Annotated in this window: 24 protein-coding genes and 1 pseudogene; 11 read left to right on the top strand and 14 right to left on the bottom strand. The window is 60.1% G+C overall.

The genetic code is table 11. The features are described 5' to 3' along the window. The first annotated feature begins 458 nt into the window (after positions 1–458). On the top strand, positions 459–911 hold the full coding sequence (locus HDC30_RS23330) for a thiol-disulfide oxidoreductase DCC family protein (RefSeq protein WP_183785223.1): 453 nt from the start codon (positions 459–461) through the stop codon (positions 909–911). 8 nt (positions 912–919) lie between these two features. Here HDC30_RS23330 and HDC30_RS23325 read toward each other — a convergent pair whose 3' ends face one another. Both HDC30_RS23325 and HDC30_RS23320 read right to left on the bottom strand, forming a co-directional pair. Next, positions 920–1,408 (bottom strand): DUF2269 domain-containing protein, encoded by a 489-nt coding sequence (locus HDC30_RS23325; protein ID WP_183785221.1) that lies wholly within the window; start codon positions 1,406–1,408, stop codon positions 920–922. Positions 1,409–1,410: 2 nt separating this feature from the next. Next, positions 1,411–2,526: a saccharopine dehydrogenase family protein gene (locus tag HDC30_RS23320; RefSeq protein ID WP_150367997.1), complete on the bottom strand. Its 1,116-nt coding sequence runs from the start codon at positions 2,524–2,526 to the stop codon at positions 1,411–1,413. Positions 2,527–2,716: 190 nt separating this feature from the next. Between HDC30_RS23320 and HDC30_RS23315 the strand changes: the two genes are divergently transcribed. Continuing rightward, positions 2,717–3,838: an SMP-30/gluconolactonase/LRE family protein gene (locus HDC30_RS23315; protein WP_183785219.1), complete on the top strand. Its 1,122-nt coding sequence runs from the start codon at positions 2,717–2,719 to the stop codon at positions 3,836–3,838. Positions 3,839–3,983: 145 nt separating this feature from the next. Here HDC30_RS23315 and HDC30_RS23310 read toward each other — a convergent pair whose 3' ends face one another. Then, positions 3,984–5,063, bottom strand: coding sequence for an SDR family oxidoreductase (locus tag HDC30_RS23310; protein WP_183785217.1), 1,080 nt, complete (start codon positions 5,061–5,063; stop codon positions 3,984–3,986). A 74-nt stretch (positions 5,064–5,137) separates the two neighbouring features. On the opposite strand from HDC30_RS23310, the gene HDC30_RS23305 reads away from it, so the two are divergent. Both HDC30_RS23305 and HDC30_RS23300 read left to right on the top strand, forming a co-directional pair. Then, positions 5,138–5,530: a MerR family transcriptional regulator gene (locus HDC30_RS23305; RefSeq protein WP_183785215.1), complete on the top strand. Its 393-nt coding sequence runs from the start codon at positions 5,138–5,140 to the stop codon at positions 5,528–5,530. Between the two features lie 15 nt (positions 5,531–5,545). Further along, on the top strand, positions 5,546–5,659 hold the full coding sequence (locus tag HDC30_RS23300; protein ID WP_311662360.1) for a DUF1993 family protein: 114 nt from the start codon (positions 5,546–5,548) through the stop codon (positions 5,657–5,659). A 19-nt stretch (positions 5,660–5,678) separates the two neighbouring features. On the opposite strand, the gene HDC30_RS23295 is transcribed toward HDC30_RS23300, so the two are convergent. The 3 genes and pseudogenes from HDC30_RS23295 to HDC30_RS23285 form a co-directional block, all read right to left on the bottom strand. Next, positions 5,679–6,113, bottom strand: coding sequence for a GFA family protein (locus tag HDC30_RS23295; protein WP_183785213.1), 435 nt, complete (start codon positions 6,111–6,113; stop codon positions 5,679–5,681). A gap of 183 nt (positions 6,114–6,296) precedes the next feature. Next, positions 6,297–7,529, bottom strand: coding sequence for an NADH:flavin oxidoreductase/NADH oxidase family protein (locus HDC30_RS23290; RefSeq protein ID WP_183785211.1), 1,233 nt, complete (start codon positions 7,527–7,529; stop codon positions 6,297–6,299). Between the two features lie 74 nt (positions 7,530–7,603). Further along, positions 7,604–8,683, bottom strand: a pseudogene (locus HDC30_RS23285) (saccharopine dehydrogenase family protein). A 194-nt stretch (positions 8,684–8,877) separates the two neighbouring features. Between HDC30_RS23285 and HDC30_RS23280 the strand changes: the two are divergent. Next, positions 8,878–9,669: a type 1 glutamine amidotransferase domain-containing protein gene (locus tag HDC30_RS23280; protein ID WP_183785209.1), complete on the top strand. Its 792-nt coding sequence runs from the start codon at positions 8,878–8,880 to the stop codon at positions 9,667–9,669. 34 nt (positions 9,670–9,703) lie between these two features. Continuing rightward, positions 9,704–10,708, top strand: a complete 1,005-nt coding sequence (locus tag HDC30_RS23275; RefSeq protein ID WP_096797693.1) for an acetoacetate decarboxylase (ADC) — start codon at positions 9,704–9,706, stop codon at positions 10,706–10,708. A gap of 15 nt (positions 10,709–10,723) precedes the next feature. On the opposite strand, the gene HDC30_RS23270 is transcribed toward HDC30_RS23275, so the two are convergent. Beyond that, on the bottom strand, positions 10,724–11,203 hold the full coding sequence (locus HDC30_RS23270; RefSeq protein WP_096797692.1) for a MerR family transcriptional regulator: 480 nt from the start codon (positions 11,201–11,203) through the stop codon (positions 10,724–10,726). Between the two features lie 72 nt (positions 11,204–11,275). Continuing rightward, complete coding sequence (locus HDC30_RS23265) at positions 11,276–11,971, bottom strand: tRNA (adenine(22)-N(1))-methyltransferase TrmK (RefSeq protein ID WP_183785207.1); 696 nt, start codon at positions 11,969–11,971, stop codon at positions 11,276–11,278. A gap of 239 nt (positions 11,972–12,210) precedes the next feature. On the opposite strand from HDC30_RS23265, the gene HDC30_RS23260 reads away from it, so the two are divergent. Genes HDC30_RS23260 through HDC30_RS23250 form a run of 3 tightly spaced genes read left to right on the top strand, consistent with a single transcriptional unit; the run spans position 12,211 to position 12,941 of the window. Further along, complete coding sequence (locus HDC30_RS23260; protein WP_183785205.1) at positions 12,211–12,405, top strand: hypothetical protein; 195 nt, start codon at positions 12,211–12,213, stop codon at positions 12,403–12,405. Beyond that, positions 12,402–12,734, top strand: coding sequence for a low molecular weight protein tyrosine phosphatase family protein (locus tag HDC30_RS23255; RefSeq protein ID WP_183785203.1), 333 nt, complete (start codon positions 12,402–12,404; stop codon positions 12,732–12,734). The genes HDC30_RS23260 and HDC30_RS23255 overlap by 4 nt, the downstream gene beginning before the upstream one ends. A 48-nt stretch (positions 12,735–12,782) precedes the next feature. After that, entirely contained in the window at positions 12,783–12,941 is a 159-nt protein-coding gene (locus HDC30_RS23250) for a DUF2986 domain-containing protein (RefSeq protein WP_081730283.1), read from the top strand. A gap of 31 nt (positions 12,942–12,972) precedes the next feature. Here HDC30_RS23250 and HDC30_RS23245 read toward each other — a convergent pair whose 3' ends face one another. Further along, on the bottom strand, positions 12,973–13,569 hold the full coding sequence (locus HDC30_RS23245) for a DJ-1/PfpI family protein (protein ID WP_103369725.1): 597 nt from the start codon (positions 13,567–13,569) through the stop codon (positions 12,973–12,975). A 342-nt stretch (positions 13,570–13,911) separates the two neighbouring features. On the opposite strand from HDC30_RS23245, the gene HDC30_RS23240 reads away from it, so the two are divergent. Continuing rightward, positions 13,912–14,361, top strand: coding sequence for a GNAT family N-acetyltransferase (locus HDC30_RS23240; RefSeq protein WP_183785201.1), 450 nt, complete (start codon positions 13,912–13,914; stop codon positions 14,359–14,361). A gap of 79 nt (positions 14,362–14,440) precedes the next feature. Here the strand turns inward: HDC30_RS23240 and HDC30_RS23235 are convergent, their stop codons facing one another. Beyond that, on the bottom strand, positions 14,441–15,931 hold the full coding sequence (locus HDC30_RS23235; RefSeq protein ID WP_183785199.1) for a hypothetical protein: 1,491 nt from the start codon (positions 15,929–15,931) through the stop codon (positions 14,441–14,443). A gap of 43 nt (positions 15,932–15,974) precedes the next feature. Between HDC30_RS23235 and HDC30_RS23230 the strand changes: the two genes are divergently transcribed. Beyond that, positions 15,975–18,356 (top strand): DUF3772 domain-containing protein, encoded by a 2,382-nt coding sequence (locus HDC30_RS23230; RefSeq protein WP_183785197.1) that lies wholly within the window; start codon positions 15,975–15,977, stop codon positions 18,354–18,356. A gap of 341 nt (positions 18,357–18,697) precedes the next feature. Here HDC30_RS23230 and HDC30_RS23225 read toward each other — a convergent pair whose 3' ends face one another. The 4 genes from HDC30_RS23225 to HDC30_RS23210 are packed head-to-tail and all read right to left on the bottom strand — an operon-like array spanning position 18,698 to position 22,536. Beyond that, on the bottom strand, positions 18,698–19,462 hold the full coding sequence (locus tag HDC30_RS23225) for an ABC transporter permease (protein ID WP_183785195.1): 765 nt from the start codon (positions 19,460–19,462) through the stop codon (positions 18,698–18,700). After that, complete coding sequence (locus HDC30_RS23220) at positions 19,462–20,661, bottom strand: ABC transporter substrate-binding protein (protein ID WP_183785193.1); 1,200 nt, start codon at positions 20,659–20,661, stop codon at positions 19,462–19,464. The genes HDC30_RS23225 and HDC30_RS23220 overlap by 1 nt, the downstream gene beginning before the upstream one ends. Then, positions 20,627–21,469, bottom strand: a complete 843-nt coding sequence (locus tag HDC30_RS23215; protein ID WP_183785191.1) for an ABC transporter ATP-binding protein — start codon at positions 21,467–21,469, stop codon at positions 20,627–20,629. The genes HDC30_RS23220 and HDC30_RS23215 overlap by 35 nt, the downstream gene beginning before the upstream one ends. Continuing rightward, positions 21,466–22,536, bottom strand: a complete 1,071-nt coding sequence (locus tag HDC30_RS23210; RefSeq protein WP_183785189.1) for an acyl-CoA dehydrogenase family protein — start codon at positions 22,534–22,536, stop codon at positions 21,466–21,468. The genes HDC30_RS23215 and HDC30_RS23210 overlap by 4 nt, the downstream gene beginning before the upstream one ends. Positions 22,537–22,590 lie beyond the last annotated feature (54 nt).

The raw sequence follows: 22,590 nt of genomic DNA, 5'->3' as shown, positions 1-22,590 counted from the left end.
ATTTTCAGAAGTTTTCGAAGATTTCTTCAACAACTTCAACCACTTGCGCTTCCGATCTCTCGTTAGCGGGAGGCGAATTCTACAGCGTTACACGCTGCTGTCAACACCTCTTTTTCTCCGCTTTCGACCGAGAAGATCGAACCGTCAAAAGAGCCAAACATCACCGCCCTTTCAACTCCTTCCAGGCTTCGATGAACTGAAGCAAGCCGCTGCCGAAAACTGCGTAACTCATTGAATCTCAAGGAGTTTTCCGTTTCGACTGCGCCGGAAGTGGGGCGAATTATAGACCTCCTGAATCTGCCGTCAACCGTTAATTTCAGTTTTCTATCAATGCACCGAAAAAGCCTGCTTATATATAGACGCACCGTCAACAGATACGCAGCATACGGTCCATCGCCTAAAACAACGCCTTCGGATGATGCCTCACAATGACAGCCCAACTTCCTGGATCCCGGCCCTTGCCCGGCTCCCGAATACGCCCTACCCCAGCGCCCCTGCTCAATCCAGGCGAGACCGTGGTGCTGTTCGACGGCGTCTGCAAGCTATGCAACGGCTGGGCGCGTTTTCTGATTCGCCACGACAACAAACAGCGAGTGCGCCTGGCGGCAGTGCAATCGCCAGAAGGTCAGGCCTTGCTGGCATGGGCCGGTCTCCCGGTGGACGAATTCGACACTATGGCGGTGATCCGCGACCAGCATTACTGGGTGCGCTCCGATGCGTTCTTCGAAGTGATTGCACAACTGCCGGCTCGTTGGTCGCTGGTCAGGCTTCTGCGAGTTTTCCCACGAGCACTTAGAGATTGGGCCTACGACCGCGTCGCACTGAATCGCTATTGGATCTTCGGCAAGTACGACACCTGCCTGTTACCCGACCCCGATCACGAACGACGCTTTCTCAAGTCGCCAATGTGAATGCTCAGCTACATCAACTGCAGCCACTGCCCCGGCGTCATCTTCGTCACCATCATCAAGACAATCACGAACATCCCGAGAAACCCGCAAACGCCCATCCAGAACCACTGCCGATAAACAGCCCGGTAATCAGCACCAAGCCTTGCGCCACATTGCACCGCGTCCGCCGCCATCCCCAGCAAACGTTTCTGTAGCAACAGCACCGGCAGCCAAAGCGAGCCCACTATAAAGAACATAATCAGCGACATCAGCACCCAGTCCGTGGTCAAGGGCAACCCGGAAAGCCTTGTCAGCCAATAACCCGTCGCGATCTGGATGAAGCCCGCCGGCGTGGTGATCCAGGCGTCATAGCGCACGACCATCTTCGCCACATGTGCAATCACTTGCGGATTGGCCGGGCGACTGGCGGCGATCAGGTACAGATAGGAACCCATGCCGAAACCGAAGAGGAAAATCGCAGCGATGACATGCACGTACTTCACGCTCAGATAAAGCATGCTCAACGCATCCCGTCAGAGAACATCACGGACAGGCCAAGATTCTGCGGATCGTTGATCGCTGCCATGTATTCGTCGACGCTGATCTCACCAACACATGGACGAGCCCCCGGTTCGGGCAAGTAACCTCGGGCGATCTTCGCGGCCAGAGCTACGGCAGCACAACTAGGGATCTCCGGCCCCTTGTCATTCAGCGCAGTCAGTTGCGCCGTCATCGACAACGGCTGGTCGTTCAAACCGACACCCTGCACGTCTATATACATTGCACTTTTGCCATCACCGAAACGCTCAAACCATGTCCCCCAGCGATGCAACCGGGCCGCCCACACCCTGTGGTCACGCACCAGCCCTTTCCTCATCCCCAGTGCAAACAGATAATTGGCCACGCCGCCGAGCTTGAGGCCAGCGCCTGCCTTGAAACTCAACGTGTGCGCACCAAACCGGCTGGCAAAGATGTCCATGTCCGGCACATCAACATTGGCCAGCGCACGAGTGCCCAGGTTCTGCAGCTTGCGCAGGGTCAGGTCTTCCCAGCCCATCACCTCATGCACTTGACCATTGCGCAGTTGGCGGATCGGTTTGCCCGCATACGCCAGTACACCCTCGATCGTCGACAACCCCGGCATTTTCGCTGACGAGGAAATGCCGTGTTCGATCGAGTCGATGCGTTTGAAGTGATGGCGCTGCTCATCGATGATCGCCGACGACAGCGTCGGCACCGAACTGCAACCACTGAGGATGGCGACACCGGCCTCCCTCGCCCGTGCATCGAGTGTGCCGATGCCATTGACGAACGTCCGGCAGTCCGCCAGATCGCAATAATTGACGCCCGCCTCGATGCAGCTTTCGGCCACTGCATAGGATTGCCCCTGAAACGGGCCGCCCGTGTGAATCACCAGTTGAATATTCATTGCGCGCAGAGCAGCGGTGAAACCGGCGCCCATCGCATCACCACACCAGCGCTCGCAGCTCGCCCCCAACTCAGCGACCTTGCGCTCCAGCTTCTGCGGATCGCGCCCCGAGATCGCCAGTTCGACGCCCGGCATGTCGATCAGATGCCGACAAACGATACTGCCAAAGTTTCCATACCCGCCAACCACCAACACCCTGAGTGCCATCAACGCTTCCCTGAACAATTCAACAACTGCCCCGCAACTGGGCTCGGCGCAGCTTCCCTGATATCACCGGGCCAGGCAAGACAGCGTCGGTAAGAGTTAGCGCCATGCCGACCATTTCAACTTGTACGATGTCTTATCACAGAGTATTACTACGCCTCCTCAACAAAAATAAAACCACGGAGATCGCTACATGAACTCACTCCTGTCCGCCAAGCCTGAAAGCCTTGATCAAGCGAAAGGCAATACCCGCCGCAGTTTCCTGAAAAAGTCGCTCGCTGTTTCCGCCACGCTCGCCACTGTCGGCAGCGCCGCACTGCCCCGCTTCTCCGATGCCGCCGAACCCTTGAGTCAGCGCTACCCTGATCCACTGATTCATATCCTCGACGACAGTTTCCTGGAGCTACGCGTTTTCAACGCCAGTGTTGAAAAGCTCACCACCGGCATGCGCTGGGCCGAAGGACCGGTGTGGGTCGGTGATGGCCGCTATCTGTTGGTCAGCGACATCCCCAATAATCGCATCATGCGCTGGGACGAAATCACCGACTCCTTCACGGTGTACCGCGAACACTCAAACTTCTCCAACGGCATGTGCCGGGATCGACAGGGGCGTCTGATCGTTTGCGAAGGCTCCACCACCACTAGCGAAGGGCGCCGCATCACGCGCACCGAACACAATGGCACGATCATCGTGCTGGCCGACAGTTTCGACGGCAAGCCCTTCAACTCGCCCAACGACATCGTCTGCAAAAGTGATGGCTCGATCTGGTTCACCGACCCGCCATTCCAGACCGGCAACAACTACGAAGGCCACAAAGTCACCCCGACCCAACCCCACGCTGTGTACCGCATCGACGGTGAGAGCCAAAAAGTCACTCGGGTAATCGACGACCTCAACGGCCCCAACGGCCTGTGCTTTTCTCCCGATGAAAAGACCCTGTATGTCGTCGAAGGTCGCGCCAAGCCCAATCGCTTAATCTGGGCGATTACGGTGAAAGACGACGGCACCCTGGGTGAACGCCGCAAGCACATCGAAGGCTTGGACTATGCCGCGATTGACGGCATCAAGTGCGACGAAGCGGGCAACCTGTGGTGCGGCTGGGGCGGTAATGGTGATCCCAAGGCCGACCTGGAAAAACTCGACGGCGTGCGTGTTTTCAACTCGCAGGGCAAGGCCATCGGGCACATTTCGCTGCCAGAGCGCTGCCCGAACCTGTGCTTCGGCGGGCGCGAAGGCAATCGACTGTTCATGGCCAGTAGTCACTCGATCTACTCATTGTTTGTGAATACTCGCGGGACTATGTTTGCGTTGTAAAACCGACGTTGGTCTAGCGACAGTTCCGTGAGTAGCGAAACAAGATCCTGCCGCGCATCCGAGGCTGCGCGGTGACGATCCTTGTCGCTGAATTGTCGTTCGATAGCATGCCGCCCTGTATCGACGGCGCCGCCCAAGGGAGAAGTCAGAGTGCCTGGCCCTTGGCTATGCAATACGCGTTGACGAACGTTGCCGTGTGCTGCAAAGCCTGACGTATATCCGGTTTGGCGATTCCATGCCTGTTGGCAAACTGCTCGACCGCCGCGGTGTTGAAACGAGTGGTCTGGATAAAGTCCAAGGCTTCGGGTTTTGTATTCAAAAACCACGCGACCGGGGGAATACTCAGTAGCCACTTCAGCAGTCGGAGTGAAATGTGATGCTTGGGAGACTTCAAGCCCAAAGGTTTAGCCACCTGTGCCAGGAGTTCTCGCAAGTTTGGCGTTTGATCATCAAGCGCCAGCAGTTCCTCGCCCACCATGGCAGGATCAAAAGCACAAACAGCCACCAGTTCGACCAGATAATCCACGGTGACCAGTGGCAGCCAGTGCTCGGCGGTACCGGGCACTGCAGTCAGCTTGCCCTGCACCAGGTTGCGTATCAGCGCCACCAGCGGCTGACCGTCAACGATATGCCCGGTGCGGCTGTGGCCACAGACCGTCGCAGGGTGGACAACGGTCATCTCACCACCCTTGGCGGACATGACCTGCTGGGTCGCAAAATGCGCCTCCAGCTTGCTTGCCTCGTATCCACCGACACGTCGGTAGACGGCGGGCCAGTTCGTCAACTCCGGCTGACGAGGATCAATGCCGATGCGTTGCAGATGTTCATGATTGTTCAGCATGTAGCCGCCGATCATCACTAAACGGCTTTTTTGCTCAGCCGCCAACAGCGCCACACACTTTGCCCCCTCCACATTCACCGCACGAGACTGCTCCATCGAAAGCCCCCATGCGAAGTGAGCGCCCAGATGGAATATGACGCTGGCGCGCCTCAGCACCTCCTGATCAGCCAGGCTCAGCCCGAGATTGTCCTGTTCCAGATCGCCAGCCACGGCAAATACCCGGGTTGCGCACCCGCCTAAACTATCAACTTGCTCGCGCAACGCAGCCAGCCGCTCCGGGCGACGCATCAATACCCGAAGGGTGTGACCTTTTGCACTCAGGTTCGCCAGCAAATGTTGACCGATGAAGCCGGTTCCTCCCGTGACAAAGCACTCCACGCTCATTTCCCTGCTCCTTGTTGAAGGTGAGAAATCAAGCGTAAAGTATCGACCCAACTCTACAGTCAAGCGGTGTTTTCATGAAAATCGGCGAACTCGAGGCTCGCAGCGGCGCCAGCCGTCATACGTTGCGTTACTACGAGCAGATCGGCCTGATCTCACCGCTGCGGCAAACCAACAATTATCGTGTATATACCGAGCAAACCCTGCAGGATCTGGACTTTATCCAGCGCGCGCAAAGCATGGGATTTTCCTTGGGGGAAATAGGCGAGATTCTGGATGCGCAGCGCAACAAGCTGATCGACTGTGCTGACGGCGCGAAGCTGATTGAAAAGAAGATGGCCGAAATCAAACAGAAAATTGCCAACCTCCAAAGCATCCATCGGTATCTGGATGTAGAGCGTGCGACCCTCGAAGCGAGTGCTGCCAGGCAACTTGAGCTTCGACAGTTGAGCGACGCTGCCAATCATTGAGCCTAAGGCAAATGCGTGGGGAGGCTCCTGCGCAAAGTGTGCTGTGCCTACAACATCCTGCGCCAAAATGGTGTGCTGCTGGGCAAGGCGGATTATGTGCAGCACATGTTTGCGTATCTAAGGAAGTAATTGCAGCGCGAGCTTCGGGTCAATCAGGATTGACCCGGAGTTTTTGCAGAAGAAACGCCAGTGACTCCACCGCCCCGTGATAACTCTGCGTTGAACGCTGCGTATCCCATGACATGGCATCGTCCACACAGAAATCGCCAACGCATTCCATGCTCAGATCCTCATCGAGCAGTCCGAGCGGAATCCACACGTAAGGCGATTCGCGAAGTGGGTTGGGCACGGTCGAGCCGCACTGTGCGCAGAAGTCGTTTCTGTAGCCGCTGGGTTTGACCCAACTGTTGATCGAGTCCTGCCCTGCGTCCCAACGAAAGTCCCGAGCGCTGACCAGAGTAGCGAGGTTGAACCCGACACCGGTTTGTTTGCGGCACAGTGAGCAGTGGCAGCGATAGAAAAAGCGCGGTTCCACTGTGAGGGAGAAGCGTACTGCAGCGCAAAGACACTGCCCTGTTATCACGGATATCTCCTTTGGACGAGCGCTTGCGCATCCATGCTGAAGTTTCAAAACCGCATTCTAGCGATCTGCGACCGTATGACCTTGGCCCGAAATAAGAAAACTGCGCCCACAGTTTGCCATCGGTTGACTTGGCGGGCTCTTCTCAGAGCGTCCGCCAACGTCAAGATTGAAATGCCTTGCGACTCACGCCGAACGCTTTTCCATCCAGCGCCGATATTGCCGAGTGCGAAACGCCATGGCGATCTGCTGCAAAATCAGCGCGCGTAACGGTGACACCCCCGGATCAGGCTTTTTCGCCCGACTGAGTTTACCCAGCTGAAACTTCACCACCGCCATGTTCGCCAAGGCCGCAATGGCCTTGTTTTTCCAGGTGATCGGCGGCAATTGCGGGGCGTTGTCCTTGCCCTGCAGCCAGTCACGCGGCAGGTACGGATCGATGGCCAGCGCCGTGCCGATACCGACCATGTCCACGCCGCTTTGCACAACGCTTTCGGCCACCGGACGACGGCGGATGCCGCCGGTGACCATCACTGGCATTTTGGCAACGGTCTGCAGGTCCCGGGCAAACTCGACGAAATAGGCCTCGCGAGCCAGAGTTCGACCATCGCGCGCCTCACCCTGCATGGCCGGGACTTCGTAGCTGCCGCCGGACAGTTCCACCAGATCCACGCCCAGATCGTTGAGCAGCTCAACGACCTTTTTCGCGTCGTCAGCGGTGAATCCGCAGCGCTGGAAATCGGCGGAATTGAGTTTGACCGCTACGGCAAACTCTGCAGAAACCACGGCTCTGACTGCCTTGACGATCTCGACCAACAACCGCGCACGATTGTGCAGAGAGCCGCCCCACTCGTCCGTCCTTTGATTGGTCAGTGGCGAGAGAAACTGGCTCAACAGATAGCCATGAGCGGCGTGGATTTCCACCCCAGTGAAGCCGGCCTGTTCACCCAAGCGTGCGGTGCGCGCAAAACGCTGAATGACGTCCTCAATCACACTGGCGGTCATGGCGTGGGGCGTGGCGAAACGCTTTGACAGTTTGCCCAGCTCCAGCGGCACCGCTGACGGCGCCCAGGTTTTCTGCCCGAGGTTGGACTGCATCTGGCGCCCCGGATGATTGATCTGCAACCAGAACTGCGCACCGGCAGAACGGCCGATCCGCGCCCAGCGCTTGAACTTGTCGAGTTGCTGATCATCCTGCAGCACCACGCCGCCCGGCCCGGTCATGGCGCGGCCATCGACCATCACGTTGCCGGTGATGATCAGCCCGGCACCACCGTCGGCCCATGCCTGATACAGACGCATCAGTTCTGCAGAGGGCGCCTGGTCGGCGTCCGCCATGTTTTCTTCCATGGCGGCTTTGGCGATGCGGTTCTTGATGGTTGAACCGTTGGGTAAGGTCAGGGCGTCGAACACATTCATGGGGCAGTCCTCAACTGGAGATGAAGCCACCATAAGATTGAAGTCAACTTTAAGGTCAATGACTTTTTTCAAGGTCATTCAATGTTGATTTCGCTCGACCCAGGCAAGTGCGTCACCAGATCCGCGCCCAACAACCGCGCAGGTGTGTAGGCACCGCCGGGCGGACGTGTCTGCAACAGATAGCCAACCACCGCCAACGCAGCGTCGATCGTCAGGCTGTAAACGTTCGCGGTGTGCACGCGGGCGACTTTGCTTTCACCGCGCGCATTGCGCGCCTCGCCCCACACATAGGTGCCTTGGTCAGCACGTTTTGCCTGATCCGGGCCGGTCACTGTCTTGCCGATGCGCGCCTTGAGCAGCCGCTGCACAAACGACAGTCCCAGCAACGGACGAATCCAGTTGGCGAGCCTGGCGCCGCGAATCATCCCCGCCGAACCCGGTATGAACACCTCGATATTGGCGATGCCGGTGGTGTGCCAGGCGGTGGACACATCGCCTCAGGGGATGGTCATCGCCAGCTTCTCCCCGGCACCGAAATCGATACGCCGTACCCGATAGGCCAGCGGCACGGAAACAATCTTGTCGTCACGTCGGACCTTGCCACCCTGCGCCAGGCCTTCGATTGATGTCTTGGCAGTGCCGGGTGAAAAGCTCGAACGTGAATCGAAGCCCAGCGCCAGATGCGTCGCATCCGGCAGCGCGTCTTTCAGGGCGGCGGCAACGCAGTCGGTCGGGACTACATCGAAGCCGACGCCGGGGCAAATGACTGACCCCGCTGCCCGCGCCCGCTCATTTAGAGACTGCGCATGTTCGAATACGGCAATCTCGCCAGTGATGTCCAGATAGTGTGCGCCGGCTCGCAGGCAAGCCTCGATCATCGGCGCGGCGGTCGCGGAAAACGGCCCCGCGCAATGCAGAATCAAACCGTGGCCCTTGATCTGCGCCAGCAACCGCGCAGGGTCGTCCAGACCGAACACCCGGGCTTCGAGACCCAGTTCCCGGGCCAACACTTCGACCTTGTCGCGGCTACGTCCGGCCAACACCGGCCTGAGTCCACGCCTGACGGCATCGCGAGCGATCAGCTCGCCGGTATAGCCGTTGGCGCCATAAATCATCCATTTCATCGGTGTATCCGGTTGGTCTTGCTGACTCATGCCTGGCTCCTGAGTGGATTGATGACCGGCGTTATTGCCTTGCCCAATCAGCTTCAGACGCTAGCGTTAAAGTCAGGTTGAGGGTCAAGCAAAAGTCCGATGGCATCGACGCAAATTATTCGCAGCAGCGGGGTTGACCTTAAAGCGAGGTTTAAGGTGAGCATGCGCCGACCTGCTTGCTCGATGGAGCCCGGATGATGCTCAAGACCCTTGTTTCCTCTGCCCTGTTATTGATAGGTGGTGCTTTCATGACGTTTGCAAATGCTGAGTCGGCGGCGATCAAGGATCGCCAGATCCTGGTGATCATGACCAATCACGCCAGCTATCCCTCTCGAACCGATACCACCGGGTTGTGGCTGACCGAGCTGACCCACTTCACCGATGTGGTGGAAGCCGCCGGCTACACCACCGTGTTTGCCAGTCCCAAGGGTGGCGCGGTGCCTCTGGACGAACGCAGTCTGGGCTGGTTGTACATGGACAAGGCTGCGCGGGAGCATTTGCAGTCGCCTGCGTTCCGCGCGCGCCTGGCCAATACGCTGCCGATCGCCGAGGTCGATCCGTCCCGCTTCGGCGTCATCTACTTCACCGGGGGCCATGGCGTCATGTGGGACTTTCCGGACAACCCTGACCTGCGCCGTGTCGCCGAAACCATCTACAACCAGGGCGGCATCGTGTCGGCCGTGTGCCATGGCGTAGCGGGTCTGCTGGATCTGAAGGACAGCCAGGGCCAATTGATCATCAAGAACCGAAACATCACCGGCTTCTCTGACCGCGAAGAGCTGCTCTCGGGCATGAAAAATCAGGTGCCATTCTTTCTTGAGGACCGCTTGGTGAGCCAGGGCGCGCACTACCGCAAGGGCTGGCTGCCGTTCACTTCATTTGCCATTACCGATGGAAGACTGGTGACCGGCCAGAACCCTCAATCGCCCAAAGCCGTAGCTGAAGCCGTGATGGCGGTGCTCGCTGGCGACCACACAGTTCGCTGAACCTTCAAGTAGTTCCTACCCGGAGAAAGACCGATTGAAACTCGCAAGCACCGTATTGACAGGATTGCTGTTCAGCTCAATGGCCAACCATGCGTTGGCGGGGACACCTGAAATGCCCAACCCGACCGAAACCACCACAATCGATATCGCCGGCCACCCGGTGCCCGTCGTCAAGGGTGGCCTGTATGACCGCTTTCGCTCCAATCCGCCGTTGTCGGTGATTGCCGCCGAAGTCCCGGGCGTTGATTTAAGCTGGTTCAAAGGACTGGAAAAGCACAAGGTCGACATTGGCTTCGAGTCCTATTCCCCAAACTTCTACTACCAGAACAGTCGTGTCACGGCGATCTACACGGCCGACCTCGAGCGACTCCGGGCGTTGATGCCGCCCGAAATACTGGCCACCGTGCAACCGCTGCAAGTCTGGCCAGGACGTGGCTTGATCGCATTCACTGCGTACACCTACGAGCATTGCGATAACGACGCCTATAACGAAGTTGCCGTGTCGATCATCACCAACAAACCCGGCAAAGCCAACCTGGGCCCGCTCACGTTGATTGGCCAATCGATGTCAGAAGACTTCTGGGGTTATGTGCTCAAGTTGCCGGTCAATACCGAGCTGGCACGGGTGCGCGGAGTCGTCGGTTACAACCTGCCGAAATGGCTGACCGGGATTGATCGCAAAGAAAACGGGCAATCGGTGATCTATGAGATCAGCGACAGCCAGACCGGCAAACCGGACGTGTCCTTCACCGCGAAGAAGCTCGACAAACTGTCGCGCGATGAGAATATCGTCACCAGCAGTTTCACCAACCTCGATCACCAGGGCCAACTGGCCTATGGCTACGCGGTGTCGCGCCAGCTCAGCCACGGTTCCAGCCGGGACGCGGATGCCGCCACGCTGACACTGGGAGATGGCAGCCTGTCGAACTACTTGCGCGACTTGAAGCTGGGGAAAATGCTCAAGTACGAATATGTCCCTGAGTTCCAGAGTGCGCTCTATGCGCCAAAACCGCTTGCCACGCTGGTTGGCAATCGCTGAAAGCGGTAACGCCCGTCAGGCTCTGGATGTCTGACGGGCGTTTGCTTTTCTTGCCGCCGCTGCTGGCTGCTTGTCGGGCGCAGAAGCCACGCCTTCTTCGCACAGCCGTTGGATCAGCCTCTGCGCATTGTCCGCACACGCCATCCCCGCAGGTTTGCCCTCGATCCCCTTGATGACCAGCAGTAGTTGTTCCTTGTTCTGCGCCAGCCGTTGCTGCAGGACTTCGATTTCTTCGACCTTTTGCTTCAAGCCACTGAGCAACTGGTCATGCTGCCAGCCACTCGCGTTCATCGGCATCAACTGACGGATTTCCTCCAGGGAGAAACCTGCCGCCTGCGCGCCGGTGATGATATGCAACACCCACTGTGTGTCGGGGGCGTAATCGCGATAGCCATTGGCTTTGCGCGCGACCGAAGTGATCAACCCGCTCGCCTCGTAAAAACGGATACGCGATGGCGCCAGTCCGCTGATTTTTGCCAGTTCACCAATTCTCATGTCCGACTCCGCAGCACGTTAACCTTTAAGCTGACTTTAAACCTGAAGGGGTGCAACAGCCAACACAGCAAATCACGCCAACAGCTCAGTCAACCACTGCACCTGCCGTGCAACCTCTTCCAGCTTCTCCTCGGGCACAGCCTGGCGTGCCTGTTTGAAGCTGCTCAGGGTTTTCTGTTTCTGCCTTAACAAGCGCTGCCATTTGGCGATGAATGCCGGGCTGAGCGTCTGCATCAGCAACGGGCCGAAGTACAACTGTTCGGCGCTGTAGCTCAGCGGTGCGCCGCGCTCGGCGACGATGATTTCGTAGAAGAAACGGTTTTCCTGCAGCACTTCCTCATCGAGGATGCGGTAGCCGTTGTCCATCAGCCATTGGCGCAGGGGTTGCTCGCCGCCGTTGGGTTGCAGGATCAGTCGTTCGTGACCGTGCAAACGCGCCTTGCCGCTGTCGAGGATGTCGCGAATCGTCTCGCCGCCCATGCCGCAGAGGCTGATCGCGGTGATTCCGTCATCAGGTTCGATCGCCGCCAGGCCACTGGCCAGACGCACGCTGATGTGCTGCTGCAGATCGTTGTCGCGCACCGTGCGCACCGCGGCATGGAACGGCGTCAGCGCCACCTCGCCGGCCACCGCCGCAACGATGGCGCCACGGCGCATCAGGGCCACCGGCAGATAGCCGTGATCCGAGCCGATATCCGCCAACCGCGCGCCGTCCGGTACATGCGCCGCCACCCGCTCCAGTCGCATGGACAATGTGTGTTCGTTCAACTGCCGCCCTCTTCCCCAGCCATCGCCGGCGCTGCTGCCGGACAAGGGGCGCGACTCTAGCGGGCATCGGTGGCTATTTCAAATCCGGGCAAGCGCCTTACTGCGTTGGTGTGACCAGTGGCTGCAGAGGCAAGGCTTCAACGGCTCAACCACCTAGCCACTGCGTCGATTCACGCTTACCATACCCACAACTCGTATTACCGCGGCTGCTGAACCCGGTACTCACGAGGAAATGAAGCATGGAAAGAACCCGCGCCTGGAGACGTCATCAGGCCCGTAAACGCGGCAACGGCAAAGCGGCTGATCCGCTGAAGTTCAAACCGCAAAAGAACTGGAAGCTGATGTATACCCGTGCCGACAAACTGGCCAGGGCACGTCAACTGGGCATGAGCTATCCCATCCGCACCACCCGCCAATTGCTGGATCAAGTGTGACCAATCTCCTGTTCGTGTGCAGCCGCAACCAATGGCGCAGTCCGACGGCGGAAGCGATCTGGCGCCGTCGGCCCGGTTTCGAAGCCCGCTCGGCAGGCACCAGCCCCAACGCCCGCAACCCCATCGGCCCGGCGGATATCCGCTGGGCCGATGTCATCTTTGTCATGGAACGCAAGCACCTCAATCGCCTGCAAGCCGAATACGCCCGATTACTTGAACACAAGCCGATCCACACGCTGGATATTCCAGATGACTATCGCTTCATGGATCCCGAGCTGGTGGACATTCTTGAGGACGCCGTGAAGCCTTATCTCGAGCCTCGGGCTTAGTGCTCAGGCTGCCATCCTCATCACCGTACTTTCAAATTGAGTAGAAACATGAACCGCCAAAAGAAACTGCAGCAGTTGTTCAAGGAAAAGGCCAAAAAGGCCAGCGCCAAACTCGCGCCGAAAAAGCCCAAGTACATCAGCAAGGCCGACCGCGCGAAACTGGCTGCCGAAGCGGCGGCCGAACCGGTTGAGACCCGTGAGAGCTGATTCGCTGCTTCAGGCGTCGATTAAACGTGCTTTACAGATACGCCTCGATGTTCGCGATCGCCCGATCGATGTAGAGCTCTTTCTCGCCAACGGGCGTCACATAATGAAACGCGTTGCGGGTGGCCTCCACACCGGCCAGGCGGGCGATGAACCAGGCCGCCATATATTGTGAAGACAGGCATCCGCCAGCGGTGGCGACATTGCCCTTGGCCATGAACGGCTGATTGAGCACCGCCACACCGGCCTCCTCCACCCAGGGCTTGGTGATCAGATCGGTACAGGCTGGGACGTCATTGAGCAGGCCGAGCTTTGCCAGGATCAGCGTGCCCGAGCACTGGGCGCCCAAGAGCTGGCGCTGCGGATCGAACCGTAGCCGCGCCATCAGCTCGGTATCCGCCACGATATCCCGGGTCAGACTTCCGCTGCCCACCAGCACCGCGTCCGCGTCGCTCGCCTCCTCCAATGACACCTGAGCCTCGATCACCAGGCCATTCATCGAACGCACTTTTTCCGTCGGGCTGGCGATCGACACGCGCCAATCGGGCTGTTTGACCCGGTTGAGAATGCTGAACGCGATAAGCGAATCCAGTTCGTTGAAGCCTTCAAAGGTCAGGATGGCGATGTGCATGGTGAGTCTCTAAATGGGCGATGACTCATCGTAAAATCTGCCGCTTATCACAATCAAAAAATTGTCATGGGTACATTGCCATCCGACATCGACGGGCATTTGGCACCCCAGGTACTGAAAGCCCAGTCACCTCGCTCCTGCTGAAAACACTGGCCGCGCTGGCGCCGTTCTCCCCCGGGCCGCTTTATCGACAGACCACCCTGCGCTTCCACGCCGCGCAACTGGCTTCGTCGTTCGACGTACTTGGGGCAATCAGATGCTGCGGGGCATATCGATCCGAATCGCCGTTTATTGTTGCAGCCACTAGCCTCATCAAGTCAAAAGCACAAATCAGAGACCAGCATGACCGTACGCCCCGCCACCGATAGCGACCAACCAACCCTCTTTGACTTGCACCGAGCAGTCTTCCATGGACACATCGAGAAAATATGGGGCTGGGATGAGAACTGGCAACGGGACAATTTCGCAGCGGAATTCGCAGGCGCAGCCACTTCGGTTATTGAACAAGACGGCCGGATTGTTGGCTATGTGCAGATACTGGACAAAGAAGATCGAATCCATGTTCAGAACATCGCTATTTCGCCCGAGTACCAAGGCAAGGGCATTGGCTCGCGCATTCTGAAGAACCTTCAGCTGCAAGCCGCTGCCCGTCAAGTGCCGTTGCAATTGGGCGCTTTTCGCACGAACACTCTGGCGCAGAAGCTCTATGAGCGACTGGGTTTTCGCCAGACTGGCGCGACAGACACGCATATCGAAATGTCGTGGACAGGCCATGACAGACAGCAGCCGTGATCCGGATCCAACCGCGTAACAGACCTTCCCCGATTCAACCTATCCGGGTTCGAGCACTCATACATGCCTGGCATCACCTTCATGTCAGCCTGGCAACCGACCCTGTCGGCAATACCCCGTCCTTCTCAAGCGCAGTCAGTTTCGCGACAACTCGGGCACGCTCGCTTGCCGAAGTTTCTCGGTCGGTAATCGAGTAAGTCTGGCCATAGACCCATGCCCGCAACTGCTCAAGCACGGAAGGTTCAGCAGGTGTGCGAGACAGCTGCTGCAACAGATATCCGGCCTGCGTCCACTTGGGCATCAGCTCAAGCAGCGCCTGACGTCGAGAGGCGGACAGCGCTGGCCAGAGTGTTTCGAGCTGAGCGCTGAATGCTGACTTGATGACTTTCCATGGCTGCGGGCGCAGGCCGCGTACCCCGGCCTCGAACACCGGGCGTGACGGGTCCGCAATAGCCGCGATCAATAAATCAGGCCTGCCCTCTCCTTCGAGGCTCAGGACCAGTGACCGAACCTCGCCACTGTTTTGGCTGAGGGCCGCGTTCATCCACCCTTGCGGGATCGCCATGCCAAGCGACTGCGCCAACCCGAGTACGCCAAGCCAACGGGCTTTGGTAGCGGGAATCTCGCCTGCCAGTCGCGCTTGTAGTACCTGCAACGGGTCGACGCCATACTTTCTGGCGGCCCAGAGTGCAGTCGATCTTGCTGCAGACGATGGGTCGGTCAGAAAGTCTTCGATCAGTCGTGTGGGATACGTTTGCAACTCAATGGCTTGCAGAAACGACAGGCGCCTGAGAATGCTGCTGTTGCTGGCGAGTCCATAGGCGATGGCCTTCTGCGCCGATGCCAGAGGCAGCGCCATTGCCCTGCCGAGCGCAGCCCGCCGCACACTGAAATCTGCATGATGAAGGCTCGCGACAAGAAACGCCTCCAGCTCATCTGCGCGCTTTGTCTGAGCGAGTACCCTGAAAAACAACCGCGTACAGGCGCCACGGCTGGTTTCGAAGGCAGCTGTGGTTTGCGCGAGGCATTCAGGTGTTGCCAGCAGCGCTTCAAGCTTTTGGATGGTAGCGCCATGGTCTTCGCGTCGGCGCTGCTCCAGGGCAAGGATGGCGGGAGCCTTGGCGATCAGCCAAGGGCCATACTCGGGGGTCAGGTAGTCTGCGAAAGCGTCTCTGGCCGCCGCGCGTACCTGCGGCACCCAATCGTTGAGCCGCACGATAATGGACGCCAGCCGCTCGATCGACTGCGATGAGCGGATTTGCCGTAGACCGGCCTCCCGGGTGAATCCATCCCAGGACGTGACCAGCCACTTCCAGTCATGTGCTGGCAAGACTTCTGGTGGATCCACTGGATCTACTGGATCTACTGGATCTACTGGATCTACTGAGTGTTCGGTTTTTGCAGTGGTGGATGTTTTTCCGGTGAGTCTTTGCAACAAAACTTTCCACATGTAGCTGACTATCCCTGACGTCCGAACATTGGCGTGAGCCATAGCATGCCTGTCGCCGAGTTTTTTTGAAACGCATGCCCTGCTCCCCCCGAAATTTTCCGCCGCGCCCGTTTCGATCACCTAACCTCATAGCTTGTGTGATCAACGAGAACCGGCCCCTCTCATGCGCAACACATTGAAGTCATTGTTTTTTGTCGCGCTGCTCCTGCTCGCTCCGAGCGGTTCGGCGTCGTGGGCGGCGGATTTGCCGGCGCCCTCGGCGACCGCTGCGGCGCCGCTGGTGGAGGTCTCGCAAAGTGATCTGCAAGCCCTGCAACTGCGCCTCGACGGGCTGAAGCAGCAGATTTCCGCCGCCAACAACTACAACCAGCTCGAAGGCCCGCAAGACCGGGTGCAGACGTTCATTCTGGATGTCGATCGGTTGTCGGCGTCGTTGTTGCCGCAGCAGGCACAACTGGCGGTGCAACTGGGGGTGCTCGGCGCGGCGCCGGATACGCAGATTGCCGCCGAACAGGCGGAAATCGCCGCGCAACGGGCGCAGCTCAACGAGCAGAAAAACAAGGTCGATGCCACGCTCAAAAGCCTTGCCGCGCTCAAACAAAGCGCCGCCGAGCTGATCACGCAAATCGCCGGCATCCGCCGCACGCTGCTCGAAAGCGAACTGACGCTGCGCACCGACAGCATTCTGAGTCCGGCCTTCTGGTCGCCGCTGGTGGTGCCGGAGCCGGATGACCGTCAGCGCCTGAAGTTTTTCATCGATCAGGTCAGCATCACCTGGGCCACAGTCTGGGCACCGGGGCAGCGCTTTTTCACCTGTGTGCTGGTGCTGCTGGCGCTGGCTTTCTGGACGCTCGGCCGCCGACTCGCCGAGCGCGGGCTGACCTGGTTGTGCATCCATCGCATGCCGGAGGGGCGTCTGCGCCGCAGCGCGCTGGCATTCGCCTCGGCGCTGGCGACCCTTGGCACCACGGCCATCGCCCTGCATCTGCTGTTCTACGCCTGCACCCGCCACGAACCACTGACGCCCATGCTGCAGACTTTTTCCGAGGAGTTCGAAAAAGCCGTTTACGCCTGCGTCCTGATCACCGCGCTGAGCCGCGCGCTGCTGTCGACCCAGCATCCCTCGTGGCGGCTGCCGGCGATTGCCGACTCGGTGGCGCTGGCGTTGCGGCCCTATCCAAGGATTCTCGCTGCCACTCTGCTGGTGCTGGTAACGCTGGTGCAGGTCAGCAACGCCACCGGCATGAGCAGCCAGATCGTGATCGCCCAGCGTGGGGTGATTGCCATCGTGGTGATCGTGATTCTGGTGCCGCTGCTGTTGCGCGTCGGCAAAGTGCGCAAAGCGTTGCTCACCGCCAATGACCCGGAGGCCGGCAGCACGTTCGCCGGGGCGATCTACAGCATTGCCACGGTGTGCATGTGCGTGTCGGCGCTGGCTCTGCTCACCGGCTATGTGTCGCTGGCCCGCTTCGTCACCTATGAATTGGTCTGGGCCTATATCGTGCTGGCCGGGTTCTATTTGCTGGTGCAGGTGGTCAAGGATGCCTGCGAATACCTGTTCTCGCCGCGCTACTCGGCCGGCAAGACCATCAAGCAGACTCTGGGCATGGGCGACCGGCGGCTGGAGCAGATTTCGATTGTGCTGTCCGGTGCCAGCCGCGCCGGGCTGCTGTTGCTGGCGGTGATTACCCTGTTCGTCGGTGGCATCGGCACCACGTTCGGGCAACTGACCACCAATGTCATGGGCATTCTCGGCGGCGCAGGATTGCGCAAGCTGAACATCGTTCCCGCGCATCTGATCAATGCCGTGCTGGCGTTGCTGATCGGCATCTACCTGATCCGCGCTTTGCGCCGCTGGCTCGACAACGAATTCCTGCCCAAGACCGATATGGATCCGGGCATGTGCGCGTCGTTGAGCACGCTGTTTTCCAATATCGGTTATGCCACGGTCATCCTCCTGACGCTGTCGTCGCTGGGCGTGCGCTGGACCAATCTGGCGTGGATCGTCAGTGCGCTGTCGGTGGGGATCGGTTTCGGTTTGCAGGAGATCGTCAAGAACTTCGTCTCCGGGCTGATCCTGCTCACCGAACGCCCGGTGAAGGTCGGCGACCTGATCAGCATCAGCGGCGTCGAGGGCGACATCCGCCGGATCAACGTGCGCGCCACGGAAATCCAGCTCAGCGACCGCTCCATCGTGATCGTGCCCAACTCGCAACTGATCTCGCAGAACCTGCGCAACGTCACCCTCGGCGGCAGCGCCCAGGGGGTGGCAAGCCTGGAGCTGATGTTTCCGCTGGACATCGACCCGGAACAGGTCAAGGAACTGCTGCTGAACACCTACCACGAAAACGAAAACATCCTCGACAAACCGGCGTCGTACGTGCGCTTCAGCAAGCTGTCGCCGGATGGCATCACCTTGACGGTGACCGGCTACGTCGGCAGCCCGCGGATTGTGGGCGGGACCAAGAGTGACCTGCTGTTCGAAATTCTCAAGCGACTGGGGGATGCGGGGATTGCGCTGGCGAAACCAGCCGCCACGCCGTAGCAGACCACCCCCTGTGGAAGGTGACTTGCCAGCGACGGCGGTGGGTCAGTCTGAAGTGATGGCGGCTGACACGGCCCCATCGCTGGCAAGCCAGCTCCCACAGGGGTTTGCGGTTAACGCAAATGTGCCGGCCGGCCTGAAGCATTGTAGGAGTGAGCCTGCTCGCGATGGCGGTGGTTCAGTCACAGCGGGGGGTGACTGACCCGGCCCCTTCGCGAGCAGGCTCACTCCTACAGGGTTCTGCGGTGGGCGCGGAGTTGGCGACTGGCCGAGATCATTGTGGGAGCTGGCTTGCCAGCGATGGCGGTGTGTCAGTCAACGTGATGGTGGCGGGAAGAGGCTCATGCCGGCGCCCAACGCCGATGCAGCCAGCGCGCGAACGCATCCAGCGCAAAGCCCAGTACGCCGATCAGCAGTACAATCGCCATCAGTTCCGAATACGCCAGTCGATCACGCGTATCGAGGATGAAGTAGCCCAACCCGGCGCTGACGCCGAGCATCTCGCACGGCACCAGCACGATCCACAAAATGCCGATCGACAGCCGCACCCCGGTCAGCACATGGCCGAGCACGCCGGGCAGGATCACCTTGCGCAGGGTTTCCCAGCGGGTGGCGCTTAGGCTGCGACTGAGTTGCAGCCAGCGCGGGTCGAGCTGGCGCACGCCGGCCACGGTGTTGAGCAGGATCGGCCACACGGCGGCAAAGGTCAGCAGAAAGTAGATCGGCTGATCGCCAACGCCCATCAGCATCACCACCACCGGCATCCACGACAGCGGCGAAATCATCCGCAGAAACTGAAACGCCGGCGTGGTCGCCGCTTCCAGATGCCGGTAGCTGCCGATCATCAAGCCCAGTGGCACGCCGATCAACAGCGCCAGCAGCAGACCGACCAGAATCCGCTTCAGGCTGACCAGCACATGCTCGTACAGCTCCGGGCGCAGCAGCAGTTCGCCAAGGCTGGCCAGGGTTGCCTCAGGTGAAAAACGCAGTGCCAGGCTGTCGTTGCCGCCGAACACGTGTACGCCCAGCCACCACAGCAGCAACAGGCCCAACAGCCCCGCCACTCCCAACAAACCGTGTACGGTCGAAGAAGATCGCTGACGCATCAGAGGCTGAACTCCTCGCTGCGCTCGAAGCTTTCCGGCAAGCCGAAGGTCTGCATGCCGCCCACCGCCGCGATGGCATTGCGCACGAAGCGGTCGTCCACCAGATCCCTGGCGGTTTGCTGCGGATCGAGGTTGGCGAGGAAACCCTTGTCGCCCTCGATCAGCGTGTCCTTCAGACGCTTGACCAGTTCCTCGGTGTAGCTGGGAAACGGGTACGGCTGAAAGTCGATGCGCTGCTCGTCCCAATGGCTGTGCTGAATCGCGCCGCTGGCCAGATACTGCTCGCGGTCGCTGGTGGCCGGCGACAGCACCCGGTCGAGCACCGGTTGCGCGTGCGGCGTATAGCGATTGGCGCCGTCCTTGGACAGCAGCTTGGCGGCCTCGGCGCGGTTGTTGCGGGTCCAGACCTGCGCTTTTACGATGGCGTTGACCACTTTCTGCGACCACTCGGGACGGTTGTTCAGATCCTGTTCGTGCATGAACACCACGCAGCAAGCGTGATTGCGCCAGACGTCGCCGGTAAAGCGTTGCACGCGGCCAACCTTGAGTTCCTCGGCCAGCGCATTGAACGGCTCGGCGACGATGTAGCCGGCAATGCGTTTGCTCGCCAGGGCCGGCGGCATGTCCGACGGCGGCAGCACCAGCAGATTGACCTCGTTCGGCGCCAGCGCGGCGCTCGCCGATTTGCTCACCGGCACCAGACCGTGGTCGCGGAACAGCTGTTGCACCACCACGTTATGGATCGAATACCAGAACGGAATCGCCACTGATTGCCCACCGAGTTGTTTGACCTCGGTGATGCCCGGCGCCACGGTCAGGCCCGAGCCGCCGACGTGGTTCCACGCCACGACCTTGGCCGGCACCTTGCTGCCGTAACGCGCCCACACGGTCATCGGCGACAACAGGTGAATCACGTTGACCTGCCCGGAAATGAACGCCTCGATCACCTGCGCCCAACTGCGCAGCAGCACCGGGCGTTCGGCCTGAATCCCTTCGGCTTCGAACAGGCCATTGTTGTGCGCGACCAGCAACGGCGTGGCGTCGGTGATCGGCAGATAACCGATGCGCACCGGCGCGTTCGGCTCGGACGCGGCGCGGGCGTTGAGGCTGTTGAGCAGCGGCAACGCGCCGCCAGCGGTCAGCAGCGCGCTGAGTTTGAGGAAGTCACGACGTGTGTGAGTGAAGTCGTCCAGGCACATGGTCAATCTCCGACGTAGCGGGCACAGGTTGAATGAGGGGGTTGCGGCTCGCCCGCCGAAGGGTTTTGAGGATGTCGATGCGCAGCGCGCCCAGTTCCTCGACCAGCTCGGCACGCGGCTGAGGCAGGTCGATGCGCCACTCGCCGAGGATGTGCGCCGGGCTGTTACCCAGTAGCAGAATCCGCTCGGAAAGCAGCAGGGCTTCGTCGATGTCGTGGGTGATCAACACGGCTGCGGTGTGGTGCTCGGCAATCAGTTGCAGGAGCAACTGCTGCATGTCGGCGCGGGTGATTTCATCCAGCGCGCCGAACGGTTCATCGAGCAACAGCACCTGGGGCTGCCGTGCCAGACACCGCGCCAGCGCGGTGCGCTGGGCCATGCCGCCGGACAGCTGCGCCGGGTGCTGCAACCGCGCGTGTTCGAGGCCGACCGCAGCGATGGCGTGGTCGATCCGCGCCTTGCGCTGCTCGGCCGTCAGGTGCGGCTGGCGGGCGAAGTCGAGGCCGAAGGCGACGTTCTTTTCCAGGGTCAGCCACGGCAACAGGCTCGGATCCTGAAACGCCACCGCGACCCGTGGATGCGCGCCGGTCAGCGGCTCGCCAAGCAGGCTCACCCGGCCCTGTTGCGGCGCCTGCAACCCGGCCAGCACCCGTAGCAGGCTGGACTTGCCGACACCGCTGGGGCCGAGAATGGTCACCACTTCACCGGACTGCAATTGCAGGTCGAAGTGTTCCAGCACGGTGTGCCAGCCCTGCTCCCGTGGGTAGCCGAGGCTGATGCCCTGCGCCTCCAGCACCGGCGCCGTCATGCCGTCGCATCCCGTTTCTGCCGCTGCAATTCGGCGCGCAATTGCACCAGGCTCGGAGTGACAATCGGCACGAACGCCGACTCACGCCAGCGCCGGGCGAAACCACTGCCGTGCTCGGTCAGATAGGCCTTGCCGCCGCTGGATTGCAGTTCCAGTTGCACGGCGTTGGCGGCGGATTCGGCCAGCGCGATGCGGATCTGGAACAAGGCGCCCGGCTGGGTCAGGAAACGTCCATCGTGCAGACCCTGCTTGAGCGCATCGACGCTCTGCGCCAATTGCTCGCGTTGTTCCTGCAACGGCTCCAGCAGAATCGAACGGCCGTCCTGCAAATGTCCTTCGACCTCGGCCAGCGCCCGTCGCGCCAGACCAATCGCCATGCCGCACTGCAAGCCGAGGAACGCCGGGCGCACCGCTGGCAGAAACTTGCGCGCATCTTCATGCAGCAGCCATTCCCGTCCGACCGCCACTTGCGCGAAATCGATCGCAGCCGTATTGCTCGATTGCAGCCCCATCAGTTGCAGATCGGCGGAACGTTGTACGCCGGCAGCGTCATCGGCGATCGCCAGCACGAACGGCGAACCACCCTCCTCGTGCTCGATCGCCGCCGCCACCACGAAACCGCTTTGGCGCAGATTGGTCACCCAGTGCAGGCGCCCGTTCAAGGTCCAGCCTTCTGCGGTGTGGGCGGCACGCACTTGCAGGGCCTCGATGCCCGACAGGTATTTCATCGCGTTGGACAAACCGGTAGCCCCGGCCAGCTCTCCGCGGAGCAACGCCGGCAGCAGTTTTTCCCTCAGCGCCGCGTTGGGGCTGTGCAACAGATATTCGATGAAGGCCCGCTGGCCCCAGAACACAAACGCCGCCGCCAATGAATGGCTGGCGACGGCAGCCAGGGTTTCCACGGCATCACTGACGTGACCACCGCTGCCGCCCAGCGCCGGGCTGATGCCGACCCGTAGCACGCCGGCCTGCGCCAGTTGCGTCAGCACCTGTTGTGGATCGCCGTCGCCCGCATCCAGGGCCTGGGCGTTGTGTTCCAGCCATTGCGTCAATGCCTGATTGAGCATGTCGTTTCTCTCCTTGTACGCAGCCGCATCAACCATAGACGATGCGGCCTGAAG

Source organism: Pseudomonas sp. JAI115, assembly GCF_014200835.1.
Classification (GTDB): domain Bacteria; phylum Pseudomonadota; class Gammaproteobacteria; order Pseudomonadales; family Pseudomonadaceae; genus Aquipseudomonas; species Aquipseudomonas putida_A.
The sequence above is the reverse complement of the archived record's forward strand: the minus strand, read 5'-3'. Positions and strand labels throughout refer to the sequence as shown.

Excerpts from the sequence above, each read along its gene's own strand:
- HDC30_RS23325 (WP_183785221.1), bottom strand. The coding sequence starts at position 1,408 with ATGCTTTATCTGAGCGTGAAGTACGTGCATGTCATCGCTGCGATTTTC.
- HDC30_RS23320 (WP_150367997.1), bottom strand. The coding sequence starts at position 2,526 with ATGGCACTCAGGGTGTTGGTGGTTGGCGGGTATGGAAACTTTGGCAGT.
- HDC30_RS23315 (WP_183785219.1), top strand. The coding sequence starts at position 2,717 with ATGAACTCACTCCTGTCCGCCAAGCCTGAAAGCCTTGATCAAGCGAAA.
- HDC30_RS23310 (WP_183785217.1), bottom strand. The coding sequence starts at position 5,063 with ATGAGCGTGGAGTGCTTTGTCACGGGAGGAACCGGCTTCATCGGTCAA.
- HDC30_RS23305 (WP_183785215.1), top strand. The coding sequence starts at position 5,138 with ATGAAAATCGGCGAACTCGAGGCTCGCAGCGGCGCCAGCCGTCATACG.
- HDC30_RS23290 (WP_183785211.1), bottom strand. The coding sequence starts at position 7,529 with ATGAATGTGTTCGACGCCCTGACCTTACCCAACGGTTCAACCATCAAG.
- HDC30_RS23280 (WP_183785209.1), top strand. The coding sequence starts at position 8,878 with ATGATGCTCAAGACCCTTGTTTCCTCTGCCCTGTTATTGATAGGTGGT.
- HDC30_RS23270 (WP_096797692.1), bottom strand. The coding sequence starts at position 11,203 with ATGAGAATTGGTGAACTGGCAAAAATCAGCGGACTGGCGCCATCGCGT.
- HDC30_RS23260 (WP_183785205.1), top strand. The coding sequence starts at position 12,211 with ATGGAAAGAACCCGCGCCTGGAGACGTCATCAGGCCCGTAAACGCGGC.
- HDC30_RS23250 (WP_081730283.1), top strand. The coding sequence starts at position 12,783 with ATGAACCGCCAAAAGAAACTGCAGCAGTTGTTCAAGGAAAAGGCCAAA.
- HDC30_RS23245 (WP_103369725.1), bottom strand. The coding sequence starts at position 13,569 with ATGCACATCGCCATCCTGACCTTTGAAGGCTTCAACGAACTGGATTCG.
- HDC30_RS23240 (WP_183785201.1), top strand. The coding sequence starts at position 13,912 with ATGACCGTACGCCCCGCCACCGATAGCGACCAACCAACCCTCTTTGAC.
- HDC30_RS23230 (WP_183785197.1), top strand. The coding sequence starts at position 15,975 with ATGCGCAACACATTGAAGTCATTGTTTTTTGTCGCGCTGCTCCTGCTC.
- HDC30_RS23225 (WP_183785195.1), bottom strand. The coding sequence starts at position 19,462 with ATGCGTCAGCGATCTTCTTCGACCGTACACGGTTTGTTGGGAGTGGCG.
- HDC30_RS23220 (WP_183785193.1), bottom strand. The coding sequence starts at position 20,661 with ATGTGCCTGGACGACTTCACTCACACACGTCGTGACTTCCTCAAACTC.
- HDC30_RS23215 (WP_183785191.1), bottom strand. The coding sequence starts at position 21,469 with ATGACGGCGCCGGTGCTGGAGGCGCAGGGCATCAGCCTCGGCTACCCA.
- HDC30_RS23210 (WP_183785189.1), bottom strand. The coding sequence starts at position 22,536 with ATGCTCAATCAGGCATTGACGCAATGGCTGGAACACAACGCCCAGGCC.